20 protein-coding genes and 1 pseudogene are annotated in these 23,618 nt (G+C 74.2%); 10 read left to right on the top strand and 11 right to left on the bottom strand.

Going from position 1 to position 23,618, the window contains the following annotated elements:
• Positions 1-39 precede the first annotated feature (39 nt).
• Entirely contained in the window at positions 40-741 is a 702-nt protein-coding gene (locus MUK52_RS18080; RefSeq protein ID WP_284578271.1) for a GDSL-type esterase/lipase family protein, read from the bottom strand.
• Between the two features lie 78 nt (positions 742-819).
• On the opposite strand from MUK52_RS18080, the gene MUK52_RS18085 reads away from it, so the two are divergent.
• Positions 820-1,908: a WD40 repeat domain-containing protein gene (locus tag MUK52_RS18085; protein ID WP_284578273.1), complete on the top strand. Its 1,089-nt coding sequence runs from the start codon at positions 820-822 to the stop codon at positions 1,906-1,908.
• A gap of 51 nt (positions 1,909-1,959) precedes the next feature.
• On the opposite strand, the gene MUK52_RS18090 is transcribed toward MUK52_RS18085, so the two are convergent.
• Positions 1,960-3,309 (bottom strand): MFS transporter, encoded by a 1,350-nt coding sequence (locus MUK52_RS18090; protein ID WP_114058030.1) that lies wholly within the window; start codon positions 3,307-3,309, stop codon positions 1,960-1,962.
• Between the two features lie 25 nt (positions 3,310-3,334).
• Positions 3,335-3,772 carry a MarR family winged helix-turn-helix transcriptional regulator gene (locus MUK52_RS18095; RefSeq protein WP_114058029.1) on the bottom strand — a complete coding sequence of 146 codons (438 nt, stop codon included), beginning with the start codon at positions 3,770-3,772 and terminating at the stop codon, positions 3,335-3,337.
• A 141-nt stretch (positions 3,773-3,913) separates the two neighbouring features.
• Between MUK52_RS18095 and MUK52_RS18100 the strand changes: the two genes are divergently transcribed.
• Positions 3,914-4,096: a ribbon-helix-helix protein, CopG family gene (locus tag MUK52_RS18100; RefSeq protein WP_114058995.1), complete on the top strand. Its 183-nt coding sequence runs from the start codon at positions 3,914-3,916 to the stop codon at positions 4,094-4,096.
• 12 nt (positions 4,097-4,108) lie between these two features.
• Here MUK52_RS18100 and MUK52_RS18105 read toward each other — a convergent pair whose 3' ends face one another.
• Positions 4,109-5,569, bottom strand: coding sequence for an NCS2 family permease (locus MUK52_RS18105; protein ID WP_114058028.1), 1,461 nt, complete (start codon positions 5,567-5,569; stop codon positions 4,109-4,111).
• A gap of 139 nt (positions 5,570-5,708) precedes the next feature.
• Here MUK52_RS18105 and MUK52_RS18110 point away from each other — a divergent pair, with 139 nt between their 5' ends.
• Both MUK52_RS18110 and MUK52_RS18115 read left to right on the top strand, forming a co-directional pair.
• Entirely contained in the window at positions 5,709-5,981 is a 273-nt protein-coding gene (locus MUK52_RS18110) for a DUF2530 domain-containing protein (protein WP_114058027.1), read from the top strand.
• 143 nt (positions 5,982-6,124) lie between these two features.
• The gene (locus MUK52_RS18115) at positions 6,125-8,674 is read left to right on the top strand and encodes an HAD-IC family P-type ATPase (protein ID WP_284578279.1); all 2,550 of its coding nucleotides are present in this window, start codon (positions 6,125-6,127) and stop codon (positions 8,672-8,674) included.
• Between the two features lie 174 nt (positions 8,675-8,848).
• On the opposite strand, the gene MUK52_RS18120 is transcribed toward MUK52_RS18115, so the two are convergent.
• Positions 8,849-9,067 (bottom strand): hypothetical protein, encoded by a 219-nt coding sequence (locus tag MUK52_RS18120; RefSeq protein ID WP_284578282.1) that lies wholly within the window; start codon positions 9,065-9,067, stop codon positions 8,849-8,851.
• Positions 9,068-9,186: 119 nt separating this feature from the next.
• Positions 9,187-10,410 (bottom strand): helix-turn-helix domain-containing protein, encoded by a 1,224-nt coding sequence (locus MUK52_RS18125; protein ID WP_284578284.1) that lies wholly within the window; start codon positions 10,408-10,410, stop codon positions 9,187-9,189.
• A gap of 271 nt (positions 10,411-10,681) precedes the next feature.
• Between MUK52_RS18125 and MUK52_RS18130 the strand changes: the two genes are divergently transcribed.
• Positions 10,682-10,996 (top strand): 4a-hydroxytetrahydrobiopterin dehydratase, encoded by a 315-nt coding sequence (locus MUK52_RS18130; RefSeq protein WP_114058024.1) that lies wholly within the window; start codon positions 10,682-10,684, stop codon positions 10,994-10,996.
• A 58-nt stretch (positions 10,997-11,054) separates the two neighbouring features.
• On the opposite strand, the gene MUK52_RS18135 is transcribed toward MUK52_RS18130, so the two are convergent.
• Entirely contained in the window at positions 11,055-11,486 is a 432-nt protein-coding gene (locus MUK52_RS18135; protein ID WP_114058023.1) for a winged helix-turn-helix transcriptional regulator, read from the bottom strand.
• A gap of 88 nt (positions 11,487-11,574) precedes the next feature.
• On the opposite strand from MUK52_RS18135, the gene MUK52_RS18140 reads away from it, so the two are divergent.
• From MUK52_RS18140 to MUK52_RS18150, 3 genes and pseudogenes are all read left to right on the top strand, one after another.
• Positions 11,575-12,390: an NAD(P)H-binding protein gene (locus MUK52_RS18140; protein WP_284578286.1), complete on the top strand. Its 816-nt coding sequence runs from the start codon at positions 11,575-11,577 to the stop codon at positions 12,388-12,390.
• A gap of 26 nt (positions 12,391-12,416) precedes the next feature.
• Positions 12,417-12,557, top strand: a pseudogene (locus tag MUK52_RS18145) (IS481 family transposase); the annotation flags it as partial.
• A 97-nt stretch (positions 12,558-12,654) separates the two neighbouring features.
• Positions 12,655-13,215, top strand: a complete 561-nt coding sequence (locus MUK52_RS18150) for a DUF4291 domain-containing protein (RefSeq protein ID WP_502963580.1) — start codon at positions 12,655-12,657, stop codon at positions 13,213-13,215.
• A gap of 64 nt (positions 13,216-13,279) precedes the next feature.
• Here the strand turns inward: MUK52_RS18150 and MUK52_RS18155 are convergent, their stop codons facing one another.
• The 3 genes from MUK52_RS18155 to serC all read right to left on the bottom strand — a co-directional run bounded on the left by MUK52_RS18155 (position 13,280) and on the right by serC (position 17,978).
• Positions 13,280-13,546 carry a YxzC family protein gene (locus MUK52_RS18155; RefSeq protein ID WP_284578290.1) on the bottom strand — a complete coding sequence of 89 codons (267 nt, stop codon included), beginning with the start codon at positions 13,544-13,546 and terminating at the stop codon, positions 13,280-13,282.
• A 46-nt stretch (positions 13,547-13,592) separates the two neighbouring features.
• On the bottom strand, positions 13,593-16,736 hold the full coding sequence (locus MUK52_RS18160; protein WP_284578292.1) for a sacsin N-terminal ATP-binding-like domain-containing protein: 3,144 nt from the start codon (positions 16,734-16,736) through the stop codon (positions 13,593-13,595).
• A 123-nt stretch (positions 16,737-16,859) separates the two neighbouring features.
• Positions 16,860-17,978: a phosphoserine transaminase gene (gene serC, locus MUK52_RS18165; RefSeq protein ID WP_114058993.1), complete on the bottom strand. Its 1,119-nt coding sequence runs from the start codon at positions 17,976-17,978 to the stop codon at positions 16,860-16,862.
• Positions 17,979-18,063: 85 nt separating this feature from the next.
• On the opposite strand from serC, the gene MUK52_RS18170 reads away from it, so the two are divergent.
• Both MUK52_RS18170 and MUK52_RS18175 read left to right on the top strand, forming a co-directional pair.
• Entirely contained in the window at positions 18,064-20,841 is a 2,778-nt protein-coding gene (locus MUK52_RS18170; RefSeq protein ID WP_284578294.1) for an FAD-binding and (Fe-S)-binding domain-containing protein, read from the top strand.
• Positions 20,842-20,887: 46 nt separating this feature from the next.
• On the top strand, positions 20,888-21,934 hold the full coding sequence (locus tag MUK52_RS18175; RefSeq protein WP_284578297.1) for an EamA family transporter: 1,047 nt from the start codon (positions 20,888-20,890) through the stop codon (positions 21,932-21,934).
• Between the two features lie 24 nt (positions 21,935-21,958).
• Here MUK52_RS18175 and MUK52_RS18180 read toward each other — a convergent pair whose 3' ends face one another.
• Complete coding sequence (locus tag MUK52_RS18180) at positions 21,959-23,572, bottom strand: CocE/NonD family hydrolase (protein WP_284578300.1); 1,614 nt, start codon at positions 23,570-23,572, stop codon at positions 21,959-21,961.
• Between the last annotated feature and the right edge of the window lie 46 nt (positions 23,573-23,618).

Consider the following 23,618-nt stretch of genomic DNA (forward strand, 5'->3'; position numbering starts at 1 on the left):
GCCCGTTCCGGCAGGGCGGCGGCCCCGCCGGGCGACGCGTTACGGGCGGGCGTGGTCCGGGGCGGGGGCGTAGGGGGCGCCGATGCCCCAGGCCTGGTGGAGGACCGAGGCGAACTCGCCGGCCAGGCGGTGCTCGCCCGAGGCGTTGGGGTGGGTGCCGTCGTAGGTGTCGCGGTGGATGTCGTACCCGGCGGGGCGCGCCCCCAGCAGGATCGGCGAGGAGGGTGTCGACAGGTCGGCGACGGCCTTGGCGAGGAGCTCGTTGAAGCGGTCGACCTCGGCGGCGAACGGCGCGTCCGACTCGGCCCGCACGTTCGGGATGACCGGCAGCAGCACCATGCGGATGCGGGGCCGGGCGGCGCGTGCGGCGGCGACGAAGCGGCGGGCGTTGGCCGCGGTCTCGTCGGCGGCGGTGTAGAAGCCGAGGTCGATCAGGCCGAGGGAGACGAGCAGGACGTCGGCGCGGCCGGCGGCGACGGCGCCGCCTATGAGGGGCGCCATGTGCTGCCAGCCCTCGCCCCAGCCGGCGAGGTGGCGGCGGGCCCGCTCGGGGAAGCCGGGGTCGGCGTAGTCGTGGCTGGTGGGGGCGTCGTCGCGGGGGTCGTAGAGGCCCGTGCGGGGGCCGACGACGGCGTACGGGCCGCCGAAGCAGGCGTTCAGGTGCTGCCACATCCGGTAGCGCCAGGTGTAGTCGCCGGCGCGTCCGATGGTCATGGAGTCGCCGACGAACATGAAACGCATCCGGTCATCATCGCGGATCACACGCCGCGCGCCCCTGTGATGCCGGACACGCGGGGCGCCCCTGGCAGGCTTGGGCACATGCGCCTGCTGCCGTCCCCGCCCCCGCCCGTGTCCGCGCCCCCGCCCGCCCGGCGGGCCCGGCGGGCCGCCGTCGCGGCCGCCTGCGCCGCCGCCTTCCTGGTGCCGGTGCCGGCCGGTCCGGCCGCGGCGGCGGGAGGGGCTGCCGCGGCGAGCCCGGCCCCGTCCGCTGCCGCCACCGGCTTCACCATCGCGGACCCGCGGATAAAGGAGTCGAGCGGGCTGGCCGCGAGCCGCGCCCACCCGGGCGTGTACTGGACGCACAACGACAGCGACGACGGCCCGTACGTGTACGCGGTCGACTCGGCGACGGGCAGGACGGTGGCCCGGCTGACCCTGGCCGGCATCGGCCGGCCGCGCGACGTCGAGGCGATCTCGCTCGGCCCCGACGGGCAGCTGTACGTCGGCGACATCGGCGACAACAGGGACGGCACCTGGGACCACGTCTGGATCTACCGCTTCCCCGAGCCCGCGAAGCTCGGCGACGCCACGGTGAAGGCCGAGCAGTTCACGGTGCGCTACGCGGACGGGCCGCGCAACGCGGAGGCGCTCATGGTGCACCCGGTGACGGGCCGCGTGTACATCGCGAGCAAGAGCGAGGACAAGGGCGGCCTGTACGAGGGCCCCGAGAGGCTGTCCGCGTCGGGGGCCAACGTCTTCCGGCGGGTGGCGGACCTGCCCTGGGTGACGGACGGCGCGTTCTCCCCGGACGGTGCGAGCCTCACCCTGCGCGGCTACTTCTTCGCGAAGACGTGGGCGTGGAAGGACGGCCGGCCGCAGGGGGACGGGGTGTCCGTGGGCGCGCCGTGGCAGGGCCAGGCGGAGTCCGTGACGTACACCGCGGACGGGTCGGCGCTGATGTTCGGCGCGGAGGGCGCGAACAGCCGGGTGGTGGCCGTCCCGGTGCAGCCCGCGGCGGCCGCGGTGCCGGCCGGGCCGGGGGCGACGGCCGCGCCGGGCGCGCCGCCGGCCGCCGCCCCGGAGGGCGGTGGCGGCGGCGTGGGCCGCGGTGCGGCGGTGCTGGCGGTCGGTGCGCTGCTCGTCGTGGCGGGCCGGCGGCTGTTCCGTCGGCGCCCCCGCTCCTCGTAGGCCCCTCCTCGTAGGCCCCTCCTCGTAGGCCGCGCCCCGGCGGCCGCCGGCTCAGGCCGCCTTGACGAGGTGGCCGCGGGGCCCGGCGGGGACGAAGACGACGCCGCGGCGGCCGACGCTCAGCCGCAGGTTGCCGACCCGGGAGAGGACGACGCCGATCGCGGCGGCCGCGGCCAGTGACACGAGGCCGCCCGCGGCCATGCCGGTGCGGGCCCCGTACGTGTCGGTGACCCAGCCGACGAGCGGGGCGCCGATCGGGGTGCCGCCGGTGAACACCATCATGAACAGGGCCATGACGCGGCCGCGCATCTCGGGGTCGCAGGCCGTCTGGACGCCCGCGTTCGCGGTGACGTTCACGGTCAGCCCGAACATGCCGAGCGGGACGAGCAGCGCCGCGAACAGCCAGAACGACGGCGCGAAGGCGGCCGCGACCTCCAGGACGGCGAACAGCACCGCCGCGGCGACCAGCACCCGCAGCCGCGAGGTGCCGCGCCTGGCGGCGAGGAGCGCGCCGGCGAGGGAGCCGGCCGCGAGCAGCGTGTTCAGCAGGCCGTACGTGCCGGCGTCCTTGTGGAAGACGTCGGAGACGAATGCCGTCAGCCAGATCGGGAAGTTGAACCCGAACGTGCCGACGAAGCCGACGAGCACGATCGGCCAGAGCAGCTCGGGCCGCCCGGCGACGTACCGGACGCCCTCCCGGAGCTGGCCCTTGGCGCGCGGCTGCGGTGCGGTGCGGTGCAGCTCGGCCGGGCGCATCAGCAGCAGGGCGGCGACGGGCGCGGCGAAGGACAGTCCGTTCAGCAGGAAGGCCCAGCCGGATCCGACGGCGGTGATCAGGAGACCGGCGACCGCCGGGCCGACCAGCCGCGCGGACTGGAAGTTCGCCGAGTTCAGGCTGATCGCGTTGGCGATCTGGTCGGGGCCGACCATCTCGGAGACGAAGGTCTGCCGGGCGGGGTTGTCCACGACGGTGATCAGGCCGATCAGCAGTGCGGCGACGTAGACGTGCCAGACCTGGACGTGCCCGGCGAGGGTGAGCGCGGCGAGCGCGACACCGGTCAGGCCCATCAGGCTCTGCGTGGCGAGGATCAGCGGCCGCTTGGGCAGCCGGTCGGCGAGGACGCCGCCGTAGAGGCCGAACACCAGCATGGGCAGGAACTGCAGCGCGATGGTGATGCCGACCGCGGAGGCCGAGCCGGTCAGGGACAGCACCAGCCAGTCCTGGGCGATGCGCTGCATCCAGGTGCCGGTGTTGGACACGACCTGTCCCGTGGCGAAGAGCCGGTAGTTCCGGATCTTCAGCGAGCGGAACATCGAGGACTTCGTGTTCCGGCCCGCGGCGCGAGGGGTAGTGGTGGGTGTATGGCCGGGTGCGGAGGATGCTCCGTTTCCCGTACTCAAAGGCGTTCGCCTCCCGGTGTGGTTCCTACAGGTGGGCGAGCTTCTCCAGGACGGGCGCGGCTGCGCGCAGTCGGGCCCATTCGTCCTCGGTGAGCTCCGCCGCGAGCCCGGCCAGGAAGGCGTTGCGCTTGCGGCGGCTCTGTTCGAGCATCGCCTCGGCCTCCTCCGTCTGGCTGACCACCTTCTGGCGGCGGTCGTCGGGGTGCGGTTCGAGCTTGACCAGGCCCTTCGCCTCCAGGAGCGCGACGATGCGCGTCATGGACGGCGGCTGTACGTGTTCGCGCCGGGCCAGCTCGCCGGGCGTGGCCCGGCCGCACCGGGCGAGGGTGCCGAGGACCGACATCTCGGTCGGGCTCAGCGATTCGTCGACGCGCTGGTGCTTCAGGCGGCGGCCCAGCCGCATGACGGCGGAGCGCAGGTCGTTCACGGCGGCGGCGTCGTCGCCATGGGTCAGGTCAAGCATGTCCTTAGCGTAACTCATTACTCTCGCTAAAGACCAATCGGTTTCCCGCCCCGGCCGACGACCGGCCCGGTGTCACTCATAAGGGTGAGCGTGAGCCGAAAAGCCCCCCGCGTGCGCGTCCTGTGCGGTGACCCTTTCGCCATGGGGACACAGGTGTTCAGCATGCGCATGGACGGGGAGCTGCTCGACCGCCTCCGCAGACATGCCGCCAAACGCGGAATGAGCGTCCAGGACTATGTCGTCCGGACGCTCATCCGCGATGACTTCGACGAGCGCTTCAAGGCGGCCGTCGACGAGACCGAGAAGTTCTACGGCCGCACCTGAGGCGGCCGGGGGCTACGAGGTCAGGCCGAGGGCCGGCATCGCGTAGTAGAAGACGAACACCGCCGAGACGGCGTACATGGCCGCCGGCACCTCGCGGCCCCGGCCGGTCGCCAGCCGCAGCACGCTGAAGCTGATGAAGCCGATGCCGATGCCGTTGGTGATCGAGTAGGTGAACGGCATCATCACCATGGCCAGGAAGGCCGGGACGGCGATGGTGAAGTCGCTCCAGTCGATGTCCTTGACCGAGCCCGCGAGGATCAGGAAGCCGACGGCGACGAGGGCCGGCGTGGCCGCCTGCGACGGGACCATGGTGGCGAGCGGGGTGAGGAACAGGGCGGCGGCGAAGAGACCGCCGGTCACCACGTTGGCCAGGCCGGTGCGCGCGCCCTCTCCGACGCCCGCGGTGGACTCCACGAAGCAGGTGGTCGCGGAGGAGGACGTCGCGCCGCCGGAGGCGACGGCGAGGCCGTCGACCAGCAGGACCTTGTTGATGCCGGGGAAGGTGCCGTCCTTCTCGATGAGCTTGGCCTCGTCGCCGACGCCGAGGATCGTGCCCATCGCGTCGAAGAAGCAGGACAGCAGCACGGTGAAGACGAAGAGGCAGCCGGTCAGCAGGCCCACCTTGGAGAAGCCGCCGAAGAGGCTGACCTCGCCGAGGAGCCCGAAGTCGGGGGCGGCCACCGGGCTGCCCGGCCACTCGGGGACGGTCAGGCCCCAGCCGGAGTCCGGAAGCTGCACGACGGCCTGGACGGCGACCGCGACGGCGGTCATGGCCACGATGGAGATCAGGATCGCGCCGGGCGTCTTGCGGATCAGCAGGGCGAGGGTCAGCAGCACGCCGGCGACGAAGACCAGCACCGGCCAGCCGAGCAGGTGGCCGCCCGTGCCCAGCTGGAGGGGGACGGTGGTGTGCGCGGCGTCGGGGATGCGGGTGACGAAGCCGGAGTCGACGAGGCCGATCAGCATGATGAACAGGCCGATGCCGATCGCGATGCCCTTGCGCAGGCCGAGCGGGACCGCGTTCATGACCCGCTCGCGCAGGCCCGTCGCGACGAGCAGCATGACGACGAAGCCGGCGAGGACGACCATGCCCATCGCGTCGGGCCAGCTCATCCGGGGGGCGAGCTGGAGGGCGACGACCGTGTTGACACCGAGGCCGGCGGCGAGCGCGATCGGGACGTTGCCGATGACGCCCATGAGGAGGGTGGTGAGGGCCGCCGTCAGGACGGTGGCGGTCACGAGCTGGCCGCCGTCGAGCTGGTTGCCGTACATGTCCTTCGCGCTGCCGAGGATGATCGGGTTCAGCACGATGATGTAGGCCATCGCGAAGAAGGTGGCGAAGCCGCCGCGGACCTCGCGGGCCACGGTCGAGCCGCGCTCGGAGATCTTGAAGAAGCGGTCCACCCCGGACGCCTCGGGGGCCGGGGGCCGGGCGGGGGAGGCGGGGGCCGGAGCAGGGGCCGACGTGGTCATACGGTCCTCATTGCGTGGGCATTGGGGGTTCATACGAGAGAAATGGGCCATGCCCAAACCGTTTCAGTATGAACACATGAACGAAAGGGCGTCCATCTCCGCGCGTAGACCCCGAATTCCGCGGCCTAGACTGGTGGCCATGGCGAAATGGACAGCGAAACACGAGGCCCCCGAGCCCCTCGAAGGCCCGGTCGTCGCGACCGTCACCGGCGGCACGGTCCTCTGGTTCGCCCTCTTCGTCCTCCAGCTGCCCTTCTACGGCTGGTTCGCCGACCGCGGCCTGCTGTGGTGGGTGTGGTGCTGCGCCGCGGGCGGCGTCCTCGGCCTCATCGGCATCCGGTACGTGCGCGGCCGCGACGCCGCCCTCAAGCGGCACGCCGCCGAGCGGGCGGCGCAGCAGGACGGCGCCTGAGCCGCCCCTGAGCCGCCCCTGGGGCACCGCGCGGGCCGCAGCCCCGTACTCCTTCGACCCGAGGACGATTTCCCTCATCCCGAAGTCGGATCTTCCTACCGCTCGGCGGGTGAAGCCGCAGTTCCGGCTCTAACGTCGAAAGCATGACGCAGCGGGCGAAGATCGAATCGGGCGGTCCCGAACCGGGCGGCGGCACCGGAACGGGGAGCGGGGCCGCAACCGGGACCGGAAGGGGCAGCGGAGCCGCAACCGGGGTCGGGACCGGCACCGGGGCCGGGACCGACAGCGGCGGCATCGACGCCGGGGCCGAACTCGACCCCGTCCACCCCGTCAGCCCGCCCGCCCCCCGCTTCCGGCCCGCCGGGCTGACCACCGCGGAGGTCGCCGAGCGCGTCGCCCGCGGCGCCGTCAACGACGTGCCCGTCCGCTCGTCCCGCTCCGCCGCCGACATCGTCCGCGCGAACGTCTTCACCCGCTTCAACGCCATCATCGGCGTCCTCTGGGTCGTCATGCTGATCGTCGCCCCGGTCCAGGACAGCCTCTTCGGGTACGTGATCCTCGCCAACACCGGCATCGGCATCGTCCAGGAGCTCCGCGCCAAGAAGACCCTCGACAGCCTCGCCGTCATCGGCGAGGCCAAACCCAGCGTCCGCCGCGACGGCCGCACCGCCGAGGTGTCCACCTCCGAGATCGTCCTCGACGACGTCATCGAACTCGGACCCGGAGACAAGGTCGTCGTCGACGGCGTCGTCGGCGAGGCCGACGGCCTGGAGATCGACGAGTCCCTCCTCACCGGCGAGGCCGACCCCGTCCTCAAACGGCCCGGCGACCCTGTCATGTCCGGGTCCTTCGTCGTCGCAGGCGGCGGCGCCTTCACCGCCACCAAGGTCGGCCGCGAGGCCTACGCCGCCCAGCTCGCCGAGGAGGCCACCCGCTTCACCCTCGTCCACTCCGAGCTGCGCTCCGGCATCTCCACCATCCTCAAGTACGTCACGTGGATGATGATCCCCACCTCGGTCGGGCTCATCGTCAGCCAGCTCGTCGTCAAGGACACCAACCTCAAGGACTCCATCGCCCGCACCGTCGGCGGCATCGTCCCGATGATCCCCGAGGGCCTGGTCCTGCTCACCTCCGTCGCCTTCGCGATCGGCGTCATCCGGCTGGGCCGCAAGCAGTGCCTGGTGCAGGAGCTGCCCGCCATCGAGGGCCTCGCCCGCGTCGACGTCGTATGCCTCGACAAGACCGGCACCCTCACCGAGGGCGGCATGGACGTCACCGAGCTCCGCCCCCTCGGCGGCGCCGACCCCGGCTACGTCAGGAAGGTCCTCGGCGCGCTCGGCGAATCCGACCCGCGGCCCAACGCCAGCCTCCAGGCGATCATCGACGCCTACCCCGACAGCGCGGACTGGCGCTGCACCGAGTCCCTGCCCTTCTCCTCCGCCCGCAAGTACAGCGGCGCCTGCTTCAGCGAGGGCGACGGCGAGAGCTCCACCTGGCTCCTCGGCGCCCCCGACGTCCTCCTCCCGCCCGGCGACCCCGCCCTCGACGAGATCAACACCCTCAACGAACAGGGCCTGCGCGTCCTGCTGCTCGCCCGCGCCGCCCGCGAACTCGACGACGACCGCGTCGCCACCGGAGTCCGCCCCACCGCCCTCGTCGTCCTGGAGCAGCGGCTGCGCCCCGACGCCGCGGACACCCTGCGCTACTTCGAGGAGCAGGACGTCCGCGCCAAGGTCATCTCCGGGGACAATGCGGTCTCCGTCGGCGCGGTCGCCGGCAAGCTGGGCCTGCCCGGCGCCGAGAACACCGTCGACGCCCGCCGCATGCCGGCCGAGCGGGACGGCATGGCCCGCGTCCTCGACCAGAACGCCGTCTTCGGACGGGTCACCCCGCAGCAGAAGCGGGACATGGTCGGCGCCCTCCAGTCCCGCGGCCACACCGTCGCCATGACCGGCGACGGCGTCAACGACGTGCTCGCCCTCAAGGACGCCGACATCGGCGTCAGCATGGGCTCCGGCTCCGAGGCGACCCGGGCCGTGGCCCAGATCGTCCTGCTGAACAACAGCTTCTCGACCCTCCCGTCGGTGGTCGCCGAGGGCCGCCGCGTCATCGGCAACATCACCCGCGTCGCGACCCTCTTCCTGACGAAGACCGTCTACTCGGTACTGCTGGCGATCCTGGTCGTCTGCTCGCAGGTCGAGTACCCGTTCCTGCCGCGCCACCTCACCCTCCTGTCGACGCTGACGATCGGCGTCCCGGCGTTCTTCCTCGCCCTCGCCCCCAACAAGGAGCGGGCGCGCCCGCACTTCGTGAAACGGGTGATGCGGTACGCGATCCCCGGCGGGATCGTCGCCGCGACAGCCACCTTCACCGCCTACCTGGTCGCCCGCCACCACTACACCGGCCCGGAGGCGCTCCAGGCCGAGACGAGCGCCGCGACGCTCACGCTGTTCCTCACCTCGATGTGGGTCCTGGCGATCATCGCCCGCCCGTACACGTGGTGGCGGGTCGCCCTGGTCGGGACGATGGGCGGGGCGTTCCTGCTGGTGCTGGTGGTGCCGTGGCTCCAGGAGTTCTTCCAGCTGAAGCTGGTCGGCACGACGATGCCGTGGGCGGCGGTGGGCATCGCCGCGGCCGCGGCGGCCCTGATCGAGGTCACCTTCCGCTGGGTCGACCACCGCTTCCCGGCGTAGGACGGGGCTACGCCCCGCGGCGGGGCCGCGGCCTCAGCGGCCGCAGCGGAACCCGCTCGCACCCGGCATGCACCCAGCAGTCCGGCAGCGCCCCCGACGCCGAATGCCGCACGATCCGGATCCCCTCCCCCCGGACCGGCTGCCGGCAGACGACGCAGATCCGCCCCGCCGGCGTCACCGCCCGTCCGCCGGGGGCGGGCAGGCGTACACGTCGGCGTCGAGCAGCATGCCCCCGTCCCGCCCCAGGACCGGCCCCCGGTAGACGGCGCCCACCCCGAGCGCCTTCCCACAGGCGACACACGCCCGCCCGAGCGCCTGCTCGGCGGACAGGTCCCAGAAGTCGTCGGGCAGCGGCGCCTTGTGGCAGGCGGTGGTGGACTCGCGGGTCTCCACGGTGGTGCGCTCCCTACGGTCGTCAAGGGTGGTGGGACGACGGTAGGTACCGGTCGGACCCACGGAGGGTAGTGCCGCTACCCCCTCGCCGGGAGGTAGGGCCACTACCCCTTGGATGATCAAGCGGTGAGGCCCAGTGCCAGCGTCAGCTCCCGTGCGTCCTCGCGGACCGTCGGAGGCCCGGCCTTCGCGAACTCCGGCAGCACCATCCGCGCATGCGTGCTGAACCGGACGGTCTCCGGGGACGTCCGGTAGGCCTTGCCGAGCAGGGCCACCGCGGCGACGCCCTCCTGCTGCATGCCGTAGGCCCGTGCAGCCTCGACGAGGTGCCGGGCACGTCGGGTCGCGGACGGCACCGCACCCAGGTCCAGCGCGGCAGCGGCCTCGACGGCCTTCCCCGGCTGGACGAGGCCCAGGTGGATGTCCAGGGCGTAGGCGTCCACGATGCCGTGCCCGAAGATCAGCCACGGGTGGACGTACGCTTCGCCGAGCTGCCGGGCGGCGTCCTTCGCGCGGTCCCAGTACCGCCACGCCAGCCCGGCCCGGCCCGTTTTGGCGTACGAGAGTGCGGCCGCCAGCTGGAGCAGGCCCCACCGGGCCAGGCCCTCCGGGTCGTCGCGGCGCTGCAGTGCGGCCGCCTGCTCGGCCAGCTCGACCCGCGCCTCGGCGGCGGTGTTGGCGTCGCGGTAGATGTGGTTCACGTACCAGGCCGCGCCCGCGATGGCACGGGGGCTGTCCGCGTCCTGCGCCGCGCTCATCGAGCGGTCCCCCGCCATCGTGATCAGCTCCGGCTCGGGCTGGAACGCGAGGTACAGCTGTGCGAGGTGGTAGACCTGCGCCTGTAGGGCGAGGACCCGCCGGCGCTCGGCCCCCTCCAAGGCGCGCACCGAGCGCTGCGTGTCGGCGAGGAGGTCCGGCAGGAGAGCGGCGACGCGGCTCCGGTGGTCGCCGTCTCCGTGCCACAGCTTCCAGGCCCGCCGCACCCGGGCGGCCAGCACCTCGGCGGCCTCCGGCTCGTCCTCGCCCGCCGTGAGCTGGTACGTGGTCAACGCCCGCTTGACGGCGGGGAGCGAGGCGTGCATCGCCTTCGTATACGTGGCCGCGGTGATCCGCTCGTCGCCGGTCAGGTCGGCGATGTCGCACTCGTAGACCGTTGCCATGCGGATCAGCATGGGGAGTCGGGGCATCCCGATGGCGCCGGTCTCGATGGCCTTCACCCACTCCGCCGAGCGGCCGACAAGGCCGCCGGCCACGGCCCGGGTCAGCCCGGCGCGGTCACGTGCCGCTCTGGCACGCCGGCCGAACGTCTGGATTTCGGGGACGGTGTCGTGCTGCTCGGGCATGCTGGACACTCCTTCTGACCTCGACACCCGACGGTACCGCTGAACGGCGTTACGGGAACCGGCAATCACTCCCTATCGTGCCGAACTCCGCAACGGAAAAGCACCGTTCAGCGGCGGCCGACCCGAACGGGATGCAGCCCTGCCGACAAAGTGCCTGGCTGGTTTCAGACCCCGCGCAGCCGTCGGTCGCGAGTGCGGGGGCGGTGGCAGGATGCCCCGTGGGCCGGGAACTTGCCGGGATCCCGGCGCCCGTGACCGAGGGGGAACTGACATGGCCGGGTTCAAGGTGCTGTCGGACGCGGAGATCGAGCAGGAAATCGCCGCCCTGCCCGGATGGGAGCGGCAGGGGGAGACGATCGTCCGCACGTACCCGATCCGCTACCACGCGGCGGTGGCCGCCATCGTCACCATCGCGGACCGCTCCCGGCGGATCCAACACCACGCGGACCTCGACCTCCGCATGGACCACCTGCGCGCCTCCATCACGACGCACGACGCGGGCCACCGGCTCACGCCCGCCGACTTCGACCTCGCCCGGCGGATCGACGAGATCGTGTCCGCACACCAGGCCATCCCCCTGGACTGACCTGTACACCCATGGCCCCCAGGGGGGGCGGGTCAGGGAGTTGATGACGTTTCGCTGGTCATCGGATCTCGTTCCCAGGGTGGTCGCTGTCGTAGGATTCGCGTGCCCGTGCGATGCCTGCGCGGTGTTCGAGTGACCAGTCGGCGAGCGCCTTGACGAGGTGGGTGAGGCTCGCGCCGGTCTCCGTGAGGCGGTAGTCGACCTGGGCCGGCACGGTCGGGTAGACGGTCCGAAGGACCAGTCCGTCCCGCTCCAGCCTGCGCACCGTCAGGGTCAGCATGCGCTGGGAGATTCCATCGATGGCGCGCTGGAGCTGCCGAAAGCGTCGCGGGCCGTGGGCGAGTTCGACGATGACGAGGACCGACCACTTGTCACCCACCCGGTCGAGGACGTCCCTGATCCCGCAGTCGGGGTGGTCCGGCTGTCCGCACGGCTCAAGTTCGGCGGCTCCAGCGGTTCCAGGGGTTACACCGGTGTGCGTCAGTGACACGAAACTGCCTCCTTGTGAGCCGACCGCAGTCGGTTGAAGATCCTCACCGTAGTTACCGAAGAGAACCACGGTAGGAGACGGAACCACCATGATCATGGTCACCGGTGCGAACGGACAGCTCGCGTCCCTCACGCTCCAGGAGTTGGGCGAGCGCAGGGTGCCCGCCTTGGGCGGCAGTCGATCGCCCGCCGAAGGGCAGCGGCGCCTCGACTTCGACGACCCTGCAACTCTCGACCTCACGGGCGTTTCGACGCTGGTCCTCGTCTCGGCGGGGTATGCCGAGGACGACCAGGTCATCGCTCGTCACCAGGCCGTCCTTGACGCCGCGGTGCGCGACGGCGTGACCCACGTGGTCTACACCAGCCTCACCGGCGGCGGTGACCACCTCGGCTTCGCGCTCGCCCACCGGGCCACCGAGCACCTGATCAAGGCCAGCGGCCTCGACTGGACGATCCTGCGGAACGGGCTCTACGCCGAACTCTTCGCGACGCTGCTGATCTGGACCCCTGACGGCCTGGAATCAGCGTTCGGCGACGGCGCGCTCTCCGCGGTCGCGCGGGCAGACCTGGCCGCAGCCGCAGCCGTCGTGGCCGGCAATCCGACCGCGCACGCAGGCAAGATCTACGACCTGGTCGGCGAACCGATCACCGCGCCCGACATCGCCGAAAGCCTCGGAGTCACCCACCGTTCGATCGGGCTCGGCGAATACCGGGACCGGCTCCTCGCCGATGACACCCTGTTGCCGTTCCAACCGCCGATGGTCGCCTCGATCGCATCCAGTGTCCGCCACGGATTCCTCAGCAACACCACCCCGGACCTCGTCCAACTGCTGGGCCGACCGCTCACCGACCCGCTCACTGTCACCACCGACACCGCGGCCGCGATGCGCCCCGACGCCCGCTGACACCGATGGTTCACCGCAACTCACCTGGTATCACGCGCATCGAGCGGAACGTCCCCGACAACGGCCCCTGCTACCGCGCCGACGCTTTCGCCCGGTCCCTCCTCGGCCCACGGCACCAACGGATCACGCCGTACACGCCCCGCCACAACCGCCGGCCGCACGACTACGTGACCGCGTCACCCACGTCGTGGCCTCGTACACCCAGGCAAGGGGAAAGTCCCTCGCCTTGTCCGCGCAACGGATGGCAGGGTGCGGAGTGTGGGGATGCAGTACCGGATACGGGCCGAGTTCGACGCGCAGACCATCGTGGTCTACCAGGCGTACCCGCCCGCCATCGCCGATGCGGCGCTGCGGGCGGGGCGGTTCACCGCGCCGTTCTCGTTCCGGCGGATGACGTGGGTGAAGCCGTCGTTCCTGTGGCTGATGCACCGCAGCAACTGGGCCCGCAAGCCCGGACAGGAGCGGGTGCTCGCAGTCCGCATGACGCGGGCGGGCTGGGAGGAGGCGTTGGCGCGGGCCGTGTTGACGACCGCTGACCCGGCGGCGGTGGCCGGGGCGGCCGTACACGTCCAGTGGGACCCGGAGCGCTCGCCGCGCGGGGCGGCGCTGAACCACTACAGCATCCAGGTCGGCATCGGCCGCCACCTGATCCGCACCTTCGCCGACGACTGGGTGGTCGGCCTGACCGACCTCACGCCCCGCGTCCGCAAGGCCGCGGCACTCGTCCAGGGCGGGCAGGCCGCGAAGGCACAGCGGCTGCTCCCAGCGGAGCGGCCGTACCCGCTGCCCCCGGCACTCGAAGCGGCCGTGTGCCGGAGTGAGTGACACCACCGCTGTCCGCGCCGCCGCGGTGGCCACGCGGCGCAACGGCGCGCAACCCTCGCGATCGTCACCCGGTGCGGCGCCGCCGTAGTTCCTCCAGCCATTCCTGTACCTGTTCGTTGTCGTGCAGGTACGGCTCCTCGGGTCCCATCCGCAGGTCGATCCCGTAGAGGAGCCTTAACGCCCACCAGGACAGTTCGTCCCATGCAAGCGTGTCGTCGACCACCCAGCGTCCGGCCCACCGGTCAGCTGCATCCCGGCTCAAACGTCCCTCGACCACGGCAGCGAAGCATGCCTCGATCTCGTCCAGGTCTGGCCGGGCACCCCCACTCATGGGCCCCAACATGTCCACGCCAGGGCGAACACGGCTTGGTGCAGCACTAGTCGAACCAGCGGTCGCGGGCCAGTTCCGCCGTGCGGGACGGGTCCTCCAGGAGGGCGGCGACCTCGAAGCGGCGGGGCCACTGGCCCGCCGACCAGGCGAGGCCGGCTGCGACGCCCTCCAGGGTGGAGGCGTGCAGGACGCCGTCCGGGGTGCGGCGCCAGTCCAGTTCCACGCCGCCCGCAACCAGTTCGGCGTGTTCCAGGTAGGTGTGCGGGGTGCCCGGGCCGAGGAGGATGCGGACGGCCTCCGGGACCTCGTGTTCCTCGCCCGGGGAGCTGACCTCGGCCGGGACGGTCTCCGACAGGCGGCGGACCTGGAGGAGGTCGGCAAGGTCGGCGGCGCGGGTGGGGGCGACCGGCAGGAGGGGCATGCCCGAGGTGAGCGGCAGGAGGTCGGGGGCGTCGGCGATGACCGCGTCGGCGGCGTCCACGACGCGGACCTCGCCGTCGACCACGGCGCGCAGGTCGTCCGGGAGGGTGACCTGCTCGGGGTCCAGGTCGGCCAGGGCCCCGTACAGGGCGTGGAGTTGGCGGTCGGTGACCTCGCGGTCGGGGTCGGCGAGGCGGCCCAGGAGTTCGGCCGCGCCGCCGGGCTCGTCCAGGAGGGCGGACACCGAGGTGCGGACGCCGAGGGCGCGCAGGACCTGCTCGTCCTCGAAGCCGGTGGCGTCCGCGGAGGTGTAGAGGCCGACGAGCAGCGGGTCGGTGCCGGCGGCGCGCAGTCCGGCGGGGCGGCGGCCGTCCAGTACGGGGTGTCCGCGCAGCCACCAGGCGGTGTACGGGCGTACGGAGCGGGTGGTGCCGTCCGGGAGCAGGATCCGCACGGGCTGGGTGAGGGCGTCGCGCAGCGGCGGCTGCGCGAGCATGGCGAGGGCCTGCGGCCAGCAGTCGTCGTCGACGAGGTCGAGGTCGCGGACGGCGGTGATCTCGGTGGCGACGGGCGGCAGCGGGGTGTCGGGGAGCTGGTCGAGGACGTCCTCGCACCAGACGTCGACGGCGTCGAGGAGGCCGACGTCGTCCGGTTCGGCGTAGTCGGTGTCGCGGGGTTCGAGCTCGTCGGGGTCGAGGACGACGTCGGCGGCGCGGACCAGCTGGAACTCGGCGAGCACGCCGCAGGCGGTCAGGGGCTGGGCGCCCCAGCGTTCGGCGAGTTCGGCGTCCACGTACGGGATCTCGTCCTCGCGGAGGACGGAGGCGAGGGGGGAGCCGGGCAGCAGCAGCTCGCCGGCGGGGGCGGGTTCGCCGTCCTCGTCGGGCAGGGCGAGGGCGCCGAGCCAGGGCTCGTCGCCGGGGGCGAGGTCGGCGTCGCGGACCAGGCCGAGGACGATGTCGGCGAGCTCGTCGGGGTCGAGGGCGTCCTCGTCCCACACCTCGCCGGCGTCGAGGGACGCGGCGACCGCGGCCCGCACCTGCGGGGTCGTCAGGATGGCGCGGGGCGTGGCGGGCAGGGCGCCGAGCTTCTCCAGCAGCGGGTGCGCGGCGTCCGGGTGGGCGACCTTCAGGCCGAGGCGGGCCAGGTCCTTCGGGGTGTCGGCCTCGGGGAGGAGGACGTGCCGCGGCCCGATGGTGGTGCGGCCGTCGGCGAGGGGGACGGGCAGTCCGGAGAGCCGGTCGGGGTCGACGCCGGCCAGGGTGCCGTACAGCCGGTGCCACCACTCGGGGGTGCGCTCGATGCCGGCGATCCGCTCGATGGCGTCGCCGAGCGGCAGCCGCCCGACCCCGAGGGTGCGCAGCTCGGTGCGGCGCTCCAGTCCGCCGGGCAGCAGCGTCGGCAGCACCTCGGCGAGGACGCGGACGGTGTCGGCTCCGGCGCCCTCGACGACCTCTGCTTCGAAGGGGCGCAGCGCGGCCCGTACCGGCTCGTCCCCGGCGGTGTCCGCGTCCGGGACGGCGGGGGCGGCCGGGGCGAGGAACGCGGTGCGGGGGAGGCGGGCGAGGACGGCGGTGCGGAGGGCGCCGTCGAGGGCGCCCTTGCCGAGCGGCCCGGGGACGAGGTCGAGGAGGCCGGTGGAGACGGGCTCCCAGGTGGCGAGGAGTTCGGCGTACGCGTCGGCGGCGCGCTCGGTGAGGAAGTCGGTCAGCGGTCCGGGGGCGGGGTGCCGGCGGGCGGTGTCGAGCGGCAGGGTGGCGATGAGCAGGGCGGGGATGCCGAGCGGCTCGTCGGTGGGGGTCGGGGCGTGCACGACGGGGGCGGTGCCGGGGTGCAGCGGTGCGCCGTCGGGGTCGACGGGGACGGCCCAGGAGACGGTCCAGGACGGGCGGAGCCGTTCCTCGACGGGCCGGTCCGCGAGCAGCGCGGGAGGGGTGGGGCCGGTGTGGCGGACGGTGCGCCAGCGGCGGGTTCCGCCGCGGGAGTCCTCGATCACCGTGTAGGCGCCGTCGGCGCCGCGGCGCAGGGTGCGGGTGCCGTCCTGCGGGGTGTCGACGGTGATCTCGTGGAGCCCGGGCAGGGTCAGCAGCAGGGCGTCGTCGATCCCGGACAGCAGCCTCTGTACGAGGTCCTCGGCGGCGGCGTCGCGCAGCGGGAGGACGACGACGGTGTCGTAGCCCTCGGGGGCGGTGCCCTCGGCGGGCAGGGGGAGGCGCAGCAGCGGGACGTGGCCGTCGCGGCGGCGGAGTTCGTCGCCGAGGCCGGGGCTGTGCGCGGCGGCCTCGCGGGCCAGTTCGCGGGCTTCGGCGAGGGACCAGCGGACGCCGCCGTGGCGGCCGAGGACGGCGGGCTCGTCGGAGACGGCGAGGACGGCGGCGAAGCCGACGCCGAAGCGGCCGACGGTGTCGCCGGAGGCGGCCGACTCGCGTTTGGCGGAGGCGCGCAGGGTGCTCAGCGATTCGACGCCGGCGGCGTCGAGGGGGGCGCCGGTGTTGGCGGCGGCGAGGACGGCGCGGCCCTGTCCGGCGGCGTGCAGGGTGAGCCGCAGGCGGCCGGGGACCCGGGCGCGGGCGGCCGCGTCGGCCGCGTTCTGCGCCAACTCGACGACGAGCCGGTCACGGTAGCCGCCGAGGGCCAGGTCCTCCTCGGCGTTGGCGTCCTCGCGGAAGCGGGACGGGCCCGCACCCCACGAATCGAGGACCCCGCGCCGCAGCCGGGCCGTGCCGAAGGGGTCCACTCCGCCGGGGGCCGCCGTCACTCGCACGCTCACGCCGCTTCCTCCAAGAATTGCCGAGGTCTTGAAGGTATCGCGTGCGCAACCCGCACGGCGGGGCGGCCGGGCCCGGCGCCGCCCCGGGCGGGGCGGGCCGGGGACCGGCGGGGCGGTCGCCCGTCAGAGCTTCTCGATCACGTGGTCGATGCAGGCGGTCAGCGCCTCGACGTCGGCCGGGTCGACCGCGGGGAACATCGCGACGCGCAGCTGGTTGCGGCCGAGCTTGCGGTACGGCTCGGTGTCGACGATGCCGTTGGCGCGGAGCACCTTGGCGACGGCCGCGGCGTCGACGTCGTCGGAGAAGTCGATCGTGCCGATGACGGAGGACCGCTTGGCGGGGTCCGCGACGAACGGGGCGGCGTACTTGGAGGCCTCCGCCCAGCCGTACAGCGTGCGGGCGCTGGCCGCCGTGCGGGCGGTCGCCCAGTCCAGGCCGCCCTGGCCGTTGATCCACTTCAGCTGCTGGTCCAGCAGGAACAGCGTCGACAGGGACGGCGTGTTGTACGTCTGGTTCTTCAGCGAGTTGTCGATGGCGGTCGGCAGGGAGAAGAACTCGGGGATGTGCCGGCCGGAGGCGTGGACGCGCGCGGCGCGCTCCAGGGCGGCCGGGGAGAACGCCGCGAGCCACAGGCCGCCCTCGGAGGCGAAGGACTTCTGCGGGGCGAAGTAGTAGACGTCGGTCTCGGTGATGTCGACGGGGAGGCCGCCGGCGCCCGAGGTGGCGTCCACCAGGACGAGCGAACCGGCGTCGGCGCCGTCGACTCGCCGGATCGGGGCGGCGACGCCCGTCGAGGTCTCGTTGTGGGTGTACGCGTACACGTCCACCCCGGCCTCGGCGACCGGGTCCGGGTGCGTGCCGGGCTCGGAGGAGATCACGGACGGCTCGTCCAGCCACGGCGCCAGCTTGGCGGCCTTGGCGAACTTCGAGGAGAACTCGCCGAAGGTGAGGTGCTGGGACTTGCGCTCGATGAGGCCGGCGGTCGCGATGTCCCAGAAGGCGGTGGAGCCGCCGTTGCCGAGCACCACCTCGTAGCCCTCGGGGAGGGAGAAGAGGTCCCGGATGCCCTGGCGTACCGAGCCGACCAGGTTCTTGACCGGGGCCTGGCGGTGGGAGGTGCCGAGCAGGGAGGTACCGGTGGCGGCGAGGGCGTCCAGCGCCTCGGTCCGCACCTTGGAGGGGCCCGCGCCGAAGCGTCCGTCGGCGGGCTTGATGTCAGCGGGAATCTGGATCTCAGCCACGGGCGGAGCGTATCCGGTCGCGGACCGTCCGTCGGAGGCGCGTCCACCCGGTGAGACGAGCGCCGCACGGTGGAAGGGTGAAGGGGTGAGCGATTCCGGTGACCTTGAGCGGACATTGCGGGACGCACTGCGCGGTGAGGTGGACTTCGGGGCCGCGGCGCGCGCCCTGGTGACGATGGACGCGTCGAACTACCGGCGGGTCCCCCTCGGAGTGGTCGCCCCGCGCGACACCGCGGACGTGTCGGCGGCGCTGCGGATCTGCGCGGACGCCGGAGTCCCTGTCGTGCCGCGCGGCGGCGGCACGTCCATCGCCGGCCAGGCGACGGGCACGGGCGTGGTGCTGGACCTGACCCGGCACATGGACGCCCTGGTGTCGCTCGACCCGGCGGCCCGGACCGCCGTCGTGCGGCCGGGCCTCGTCCTGGACCGGCTGCGGGAGGCGGTGCGGCCGCACGGACTGGCCTTCGGCCCGGACCCGTCCACCCGTTCGCGCTGCACCCTCGGCGGGATGATCGGCAACAACGCGTGCGGGGCGCACTCGGTGGCCTGGGGGACCACCGCCGACAACGTCGCCGAGCTGGAGGTCGTCGCGTACGGGGGCGCCGTGCACCGCATCGGCACCGGCTGGGCGGGGGCGCCGCCCGGGCTGCGGGAACTGGTCGCGGGCAGCCTGGAGGTGCTCCGGACGGGCATGGCGGCCCCCGCCGGCGCGCCGTTCACACGGCGGATCTCCGGCTACGGCGGCCTGGACGCACTGCTGCCCGAGCGCGGGGCGCAGGTGGCCCGCGCGTTCTGCGGCAGCGAGGGCACCCTCGGCGTGGTCACCGAGGCCGTGGTCCGCCTCGTCGAGGCGCCCCGGGCCCCGGCCCTCGCGGTCCTCGGGTACGCCGGCGAGGGCGCGGCCGCGGACGCGGCGGCGGGCCTGCTCCCGTACGGGCCGCTCACCGTCGAGGGGATGGCCGAGGACCTGGTGCCCGGCGCCGCCGGCGCGGGACTCCTGCCCCGGGGCGCGGCCTGGCTGTTCGCGGAGATGCCCGACGAGGCGGCCGCGCGGCGCCTGGCCCGGACGGCGGACGCGCTCGACACGCTCGTCGTCGCCGACCCGGCCGGGCAGCGGGCGCTGTGGCGGATCCGGGAGGACGCCGCCGGAACCGCCACCCTGCTGCCGGGCGGCGGCCTGGCCTGGCCCGGCTGGGAGGACTGCGCGGTGCCGCCGGCCCGGCTCGGGGCGTACCTGCGGGACTTCCGGGCGCTCCTCGCCGCGCACGGGCTGCGCGGGACGCCGTACGGGCACTTCGGCGAGGGCTGCGTGCACGTGCGGATCGGCTTCGACCTGGTCTCCCGCGAGGGGGTGGCGCGCTTCCGGGCGTTCTCGGGCGAGCTCGCCGACCTGGTCGTCGCGCACGGCGGCTCGCTGTCGGGGGAGCACGGGGACGGGCAGGCGCGGGCGGAGCTCCTGCCGCGGATGTACGGGCCGCGGGTGATCGACCTGTTCGGCCGGTACAAGGACGTGTGGGATCCGCACCGCGGCATGAACCCCGGCATCCTCGTCCGGCCCGCCCGGCTCGACGAGAACCTCCGCTTCGAGGTCCTGCCGCGCACCGGGCTCGCCGCGGAGGTCGCCCGCTGCGTCGGCGTCGCCAGGTGCCGGTCCGCGGATCCGGGCGCGGCCGGGGTGATGTGCCCCTCGTACCGGGTCACGGGCGAGGAGCGGCACTCCACGCGGGGCCGGGCGCGGCTGCTGCACGAGATGCTCGCCGGGGAGCTGCTGCCGGACGGCTGGCGCTCCGCGGAGGTCGCCGAGGCCCTCGACCTGTGCCTGTGCTGCAAGGGCTGCCGCAGCGACTGCCCGGTGGGCGTGGACATGGCCGCGTACAAGGCGGAGTTCCTCGACCGGCACTGGGCGGGCCGGATCCGGCCGCTCGCCCACTACACGCTGGGCGGGCTGCCCGCATGGCTGCGGGTGCTCGCCGCGCTGCGGCTGGCGCGGCCGGCGGGGGCGCTGGCCGGGCTGCCGGGGGCGGCCCGGCTGGCCGGGTTGGAGCCGGGGCGGCGGCTGCCGGGGCCGGCCGCCCGGACGTTCACCCGCTGGTGGCGCGGGCGGGGCCCGTCCGGTGGGGCGGGGGAGGGCGTCCTGCTGTGGCCGGACACCTTCACCGAGTACCTGGCGCCGCAGGCGGGGCGGGCTGCCGTCGCGGTGCTGGAGGCGGCCGGGCTGCGGGTCGGGGTGCCGCCGGGGCGGGTGTGCTGCGGGCTGACGTACGTGTCCACCGGCCGCCTGGACCGGGCCCGCGCCGTGCTGCGCCGCACCCTGGACGCGGTCGGCCCGGTCCGCGGCCCGGTCGTCGTCCTGGAGCCGAGCTGCGCGGCCGCCCTGCGCGCCGACCTGCCGGCGCTGCTGCCGGGCGACCCGCGGGCGGCGCGCCTCGCGGCGGCCGTGCGGACGTTCGCCGAGGCGCTCCAGGAGTACGCGCCCCACTGGCGGCCCCCGCGCGTGGACCGGCCGGCGGTCGGGCAGACCCACTGCCACCAGCACGCCGTCCTCGGCGACGCAGCCGACCGGCGGCTGCGCGCGCTGGCCGGGCTGGAGGGCGGGCTCAGTGGCGGCTGCTGCGGCCTCGCCGGGAACTTCGGCTTCGAGCGCGGGCACCTGGAGGTGTCGCGGGCCTGCGCGGAGGAGCAGCTGCTGCCGTCGCTGCGCGCCGCCCCGCCGGGGGCGGTCGTCCTGGCAGACGGGTTCTCCTGCCGGACGCAGATCGCCGGGCTGGGCGGCGGCGTACGGGCCCGGCACCTGGCCGAGGTCCTCGCCGGAGCCCTGCCGGAGCGGAATCCTGCACAGGAGCGCCCGGAGCGGCCGCTGTAAGGAAGCACATGCTGCGACGGTCCTTACGGGGGCCTAGGGTGGAGGAATGCCCGTACCACCCGCCGGCCCGCCGGCAGCCAGCTCAGCGCCCCACTCCGCCCCTGCCCGCCCGGCCGGCCGCGAGGCCGGCCCCGCGGGCACGCACGCAGGTCCCGCCGTCCCCGCCGGCCCGGAACCGGAAGCCGCGGCAGCCGCCGCCTCCGCCCGGGCCGCGGGCCGCGGCGCCCGCCTCGGCCCGGTCGCCCTGGTCGTCGCCGCGGGCGTGTCCGTGCAGTTCGGCGCCGCCCTCGCCGTCGTGATCATGCCGCGGGCGGGCGCGTCGGGCGTGGTCGCGCTGCGCCTCGCGGCGGCCGCGCTGGTGCTGCTGCTCCTGTGCCGCCCGAAGGTCCGCGGGTACACGCGCGCCGACTGGGGCACCGTCGTCGCCTTCGGCATGGCCATGGCCGGCATGAACGGGCTTTTCTACCAGGCCATCGACCGGATCCCGCTCGGCCCGGCCGTCACCCTGGAGGTGCTCGGCCCGCTGGTGCTGTCCGTCGTCGCCTCCCGCCGCCTGGCCAACCTGCTGTGGGCCGCGCTGGCCCTGGCGGGCGTCGCCCTGCTCGCCGGGCACGGCGGGGGCGGCTTCGGCGGCCTCGACCCGCTCGGCGCGGCCTTCGCGGTCGGCGCGGGCGCGATGTGGGCGGCGTACATCGTCTTCAGCGCCCGCACCGGCCGGCGCTTCCCGCAGGCGGACGGCCTGGCTCTCGCCATGGCGGTCGCCGCGGTCCTCGTCCTGCCGCTGGGCGTGGCCGAGGCCGGCTCCGCGCTGCTGGAGCCGAGCACGCTGGCGCTGGGCGCGGGCGTCGCCGTGCTGTCCTCGGTGCTGCCGTACACCCTCGAACTGCTCGCGCTGCGCCGGCTGCCCGCCCCGACCTTCGCGGTCCTGATGAGCCTGGAGCCGGCCATCGCGGCGACCGCCGGGTTCCTCGTCCTCGGGCAGGCGCTCGGCGCGCTCGACGCCCTTGCCATCGCGCTGGTCATCGCGGCGAGCATGGGCGCGGTCCGCTCCCGCGCGGGCGCGGGCGCGGGCGCACGGGAACGGACCGCCTGACCGCCGCGGGTCCCGGCCGCACCGTCAGCCCAGCGGCAGCTCCAGGTACGACGGCGTCGCCTCCGGCGAGGTGAAGGCCAGGGTGGCGCGCGGCGGGTTGACGTCCCCGTAGAACGGGTCGCGGGCGGCCGCCACCAGCATCAGCCGGTTCCCGCGCGGCACGTCGTACGCGGTGGCCTGGAGTTCGACGTCCGCGGCGACCAGGCTGCCGGGGGCCGAGTCCAGGTCGGCGTACGGGGCGTGCGTGACGAGGCGGCCCGTCCCGTCGGGCGCCACGTCCAGCAGGTAGGCGACGAACCCGGAGCGGGGGTTCGCCGTCCGGTACGTGACGCGCAGCCGGGGCGTGCCGCGCAGCCGGGCCGTCTCCGGCTCCGGGTCCCCCACCCACACCGCGGTGACGGCCCGGTCGATCTCCCCGGTCGGGTACGCCCGCGGCAGGCCCGCCAGCTCCGCGTGTCCGGACCGGGCGACCGCGTCGGCGACGACCGCCGGCGTGTCGACCCCGCACACGGCGCCCGCGCTCCAGCCCGCCTCGGGCGCGTCGGCGAGCTCGCCGCCGTCCGCCAGGTAGAGGCGGTGGACGTGGTCGGTGACGGACGGCCAGGTGGGCCGGGGCTCCAGGGTCCGGGACCACATGACCTCGCCGAGCACCTCGCCCTCCTCGTCGATGCCGTTCGCGGCACCCCGGAGGTGGTGGTCGAACCAGCGGTGCGCGGTGGTCCAGATCCGGTTGGGCAGCCCGGCCAGCCCTGCCGCCTCCGGGAGGGCGTGGTCGCCGACGGACAGGTCGATCCGCTTCGGCCCGGCCAGCTCCTCGAACAGCCGCAGCGTCTGGTTGGCGGGGAAGAGCGTCTCGTGCCAGGCGTGCGCGAAGTAGACCGGCACCTGCCGCCGTACGAGCTCCTTGGCGTGCGCGGACGGCGAGCGCTGCGCCGCCCAGCGGAGCACGGCCCCGATGTCGCGGCCCGCGGCGACGTCCTCGAACACGCTCTGTGCGCGGGGGCTCAGCCGGGCCCGGCCGGCCGACCGCAGCAGTGCCTCGACGGCGGCGGTGTGCCGGGTCCGGTTCTCGACGAGGACCTCGCCGAGGTCGCACCAGCCGCTGAGCGCGGCCACCGCGTCGACCCGGCTGTCGTGGGCGGCGGTGAGCAGGGCGATGGCCGCGCCGTACCCCTCGCCGAGGAACCCGATGCGGCTGACGGGCCCGGCGGTGCGCTCCACGAGGTGGTCCAGGGCGCGGCTGCCGTCGGCGGTGTCGAGCGGCCCGGCCACGTCCGCCTCGCCCTCGGAGGCGCCGAACCCGCGGGCGCTGTAGGCGAGGACGTTGTACCCGCGGGCCGCGAACACGCTCGCCTGGACGGCGTACGCGAGCCAGCCCAGGTCGCTCCACGGCGAGGGCATCACGACCAGGGGCCGCGAGGCGCCGCCGGGGTGCCGCCACAGCGCGCCGTCCAGGAGGTGGCCTTCGGCCCCGGCGACCTTGACGCGGCCGAAGGAGGCGGCGGCGCGGCATTCGGCGGCCTGGGCGGCGCGGGCGGGCGGCAGGCTGCCGGTGTCGCCGCTCTCCAGGGCGGCGGTGAACGCGGCGAGGGCGGTCGCGTCGAGGTCGGGGTGGAGCGAGAAGTCGGCTGGGGTCACGGCTTGTTCATCCTCTGCGTCGGTGACGTGGACGTGCGTCGGGTGA

This window comes from Streptomyces sp. 2P-4, from assembly GCF_030167965.1.
Taxonomy (GTDB): domain Bacteria; phylum Actinomycetota; class Actinomycetes; order Streptomycetales; family Streptomycetaceae; genus Streptomyces; species Streptomyces globosus_A.

What these genes read in the sequence shown, in the direction of transcription:
- MUK52_RS18080 (WP_284578271.1), bottom strand. Translation starts at nt 741, where the DNA reads ATGCGTTTCATGTTCGTCGGCGACTCCATGACCATCGGACGCGCCGGC.
- MUK52_RS18085 (WP_284578273.1), top strand. Translation starts at nt 820, where the DNA reads ATGCGCCTGCTGCCGTCCCCGCCCCCGCCCGTGTCCGCGCCCCCGCCC.
- MUK52_RS18095 (WP_114058029.1), bottom strand. Translation starts at nt 3,772, where the DNA reads ATGCTTGACCTGACCCATGGCGACGACGCCGCCGCCGTGAACGACCTG.
- MUK52_RS18100 (WP_114058995.1), top strand. Translation starts at nt 3,914, where the DNA reads ATGGGGACACAGGTGTTCAGCATGCGCATGGACGGGGAGCTGCTCGAC.
- MUK52_RS18105 (WP_114058028.1), bottom strand. Translation starts at nt 5,569, where the DNA reads ATGACCACGTCGGCCCCTGCTCCGGCCCCCGCCTCCCCCGCCCGGCCC.
- MUK52_RS18110 (WP_114058027.1), top strand. Translation starts at nt 5,709, where the DNA reads ATGGCGAAATGGACAGCGAAACACGAGGCCCCCGAGCCCCTCGAAGGC.
- MUK52_RS18115 (WP_284578279.1), top strand. Translation starts at nt 6,125, where the DNA reads ATGACGCAGCGGGCGAAGATCGAATCGGGCGGTCCCGAACCGGGCGGC.
- MUK52_RS18125 (WP_284578284.1), bottom strand. Translation starts at nt 10,410, where the DNA reads ATGCCCGAGCAGCACGACACCGTCCCCGAAATCCAGACGTTCGGCCGG.
- MUK52_RS18130 (WP_114058024.1), top strand. Translation starts at nt 10,682, where the DNA reads ATGGCCGGGTTCAAGGTGCTGTCGGACGCGGAGATCGAGCAGGAAATC.
- MUK52_RS18140 (WP_284578286.1), top strand. Translation starts at nt 11,575, where the DNA reads ATGATCATGGTCACCGGTGCGAACGGACAGCTCGCGTCCCTCACGCTC.
- MUK52_RS18150 (WP_502963580.1), top strand. Translation starts at nt 12,655, where the DNA reads ATGCAGTACCGGATACGGGCCGAGTTCGACGCGCAGACCATCGTGGTC.
- MUK52_RS18155 (WP_284578290.1), bottom strand. Translation starts at nt 13,546, where the DNA reads ATGAGTGGGGGTGCCCGGCCAGACCTGGACGAGATCGAGGCATGCTTC.
- MUK52_RS18175 (WP_284578297.1), top strand. Translation starts at nt 20,888, where the DNA reads ATGCCCGTACCACCCGCCGGCCCGCCGGCAGCCAGCTCAGCGCCCCAC.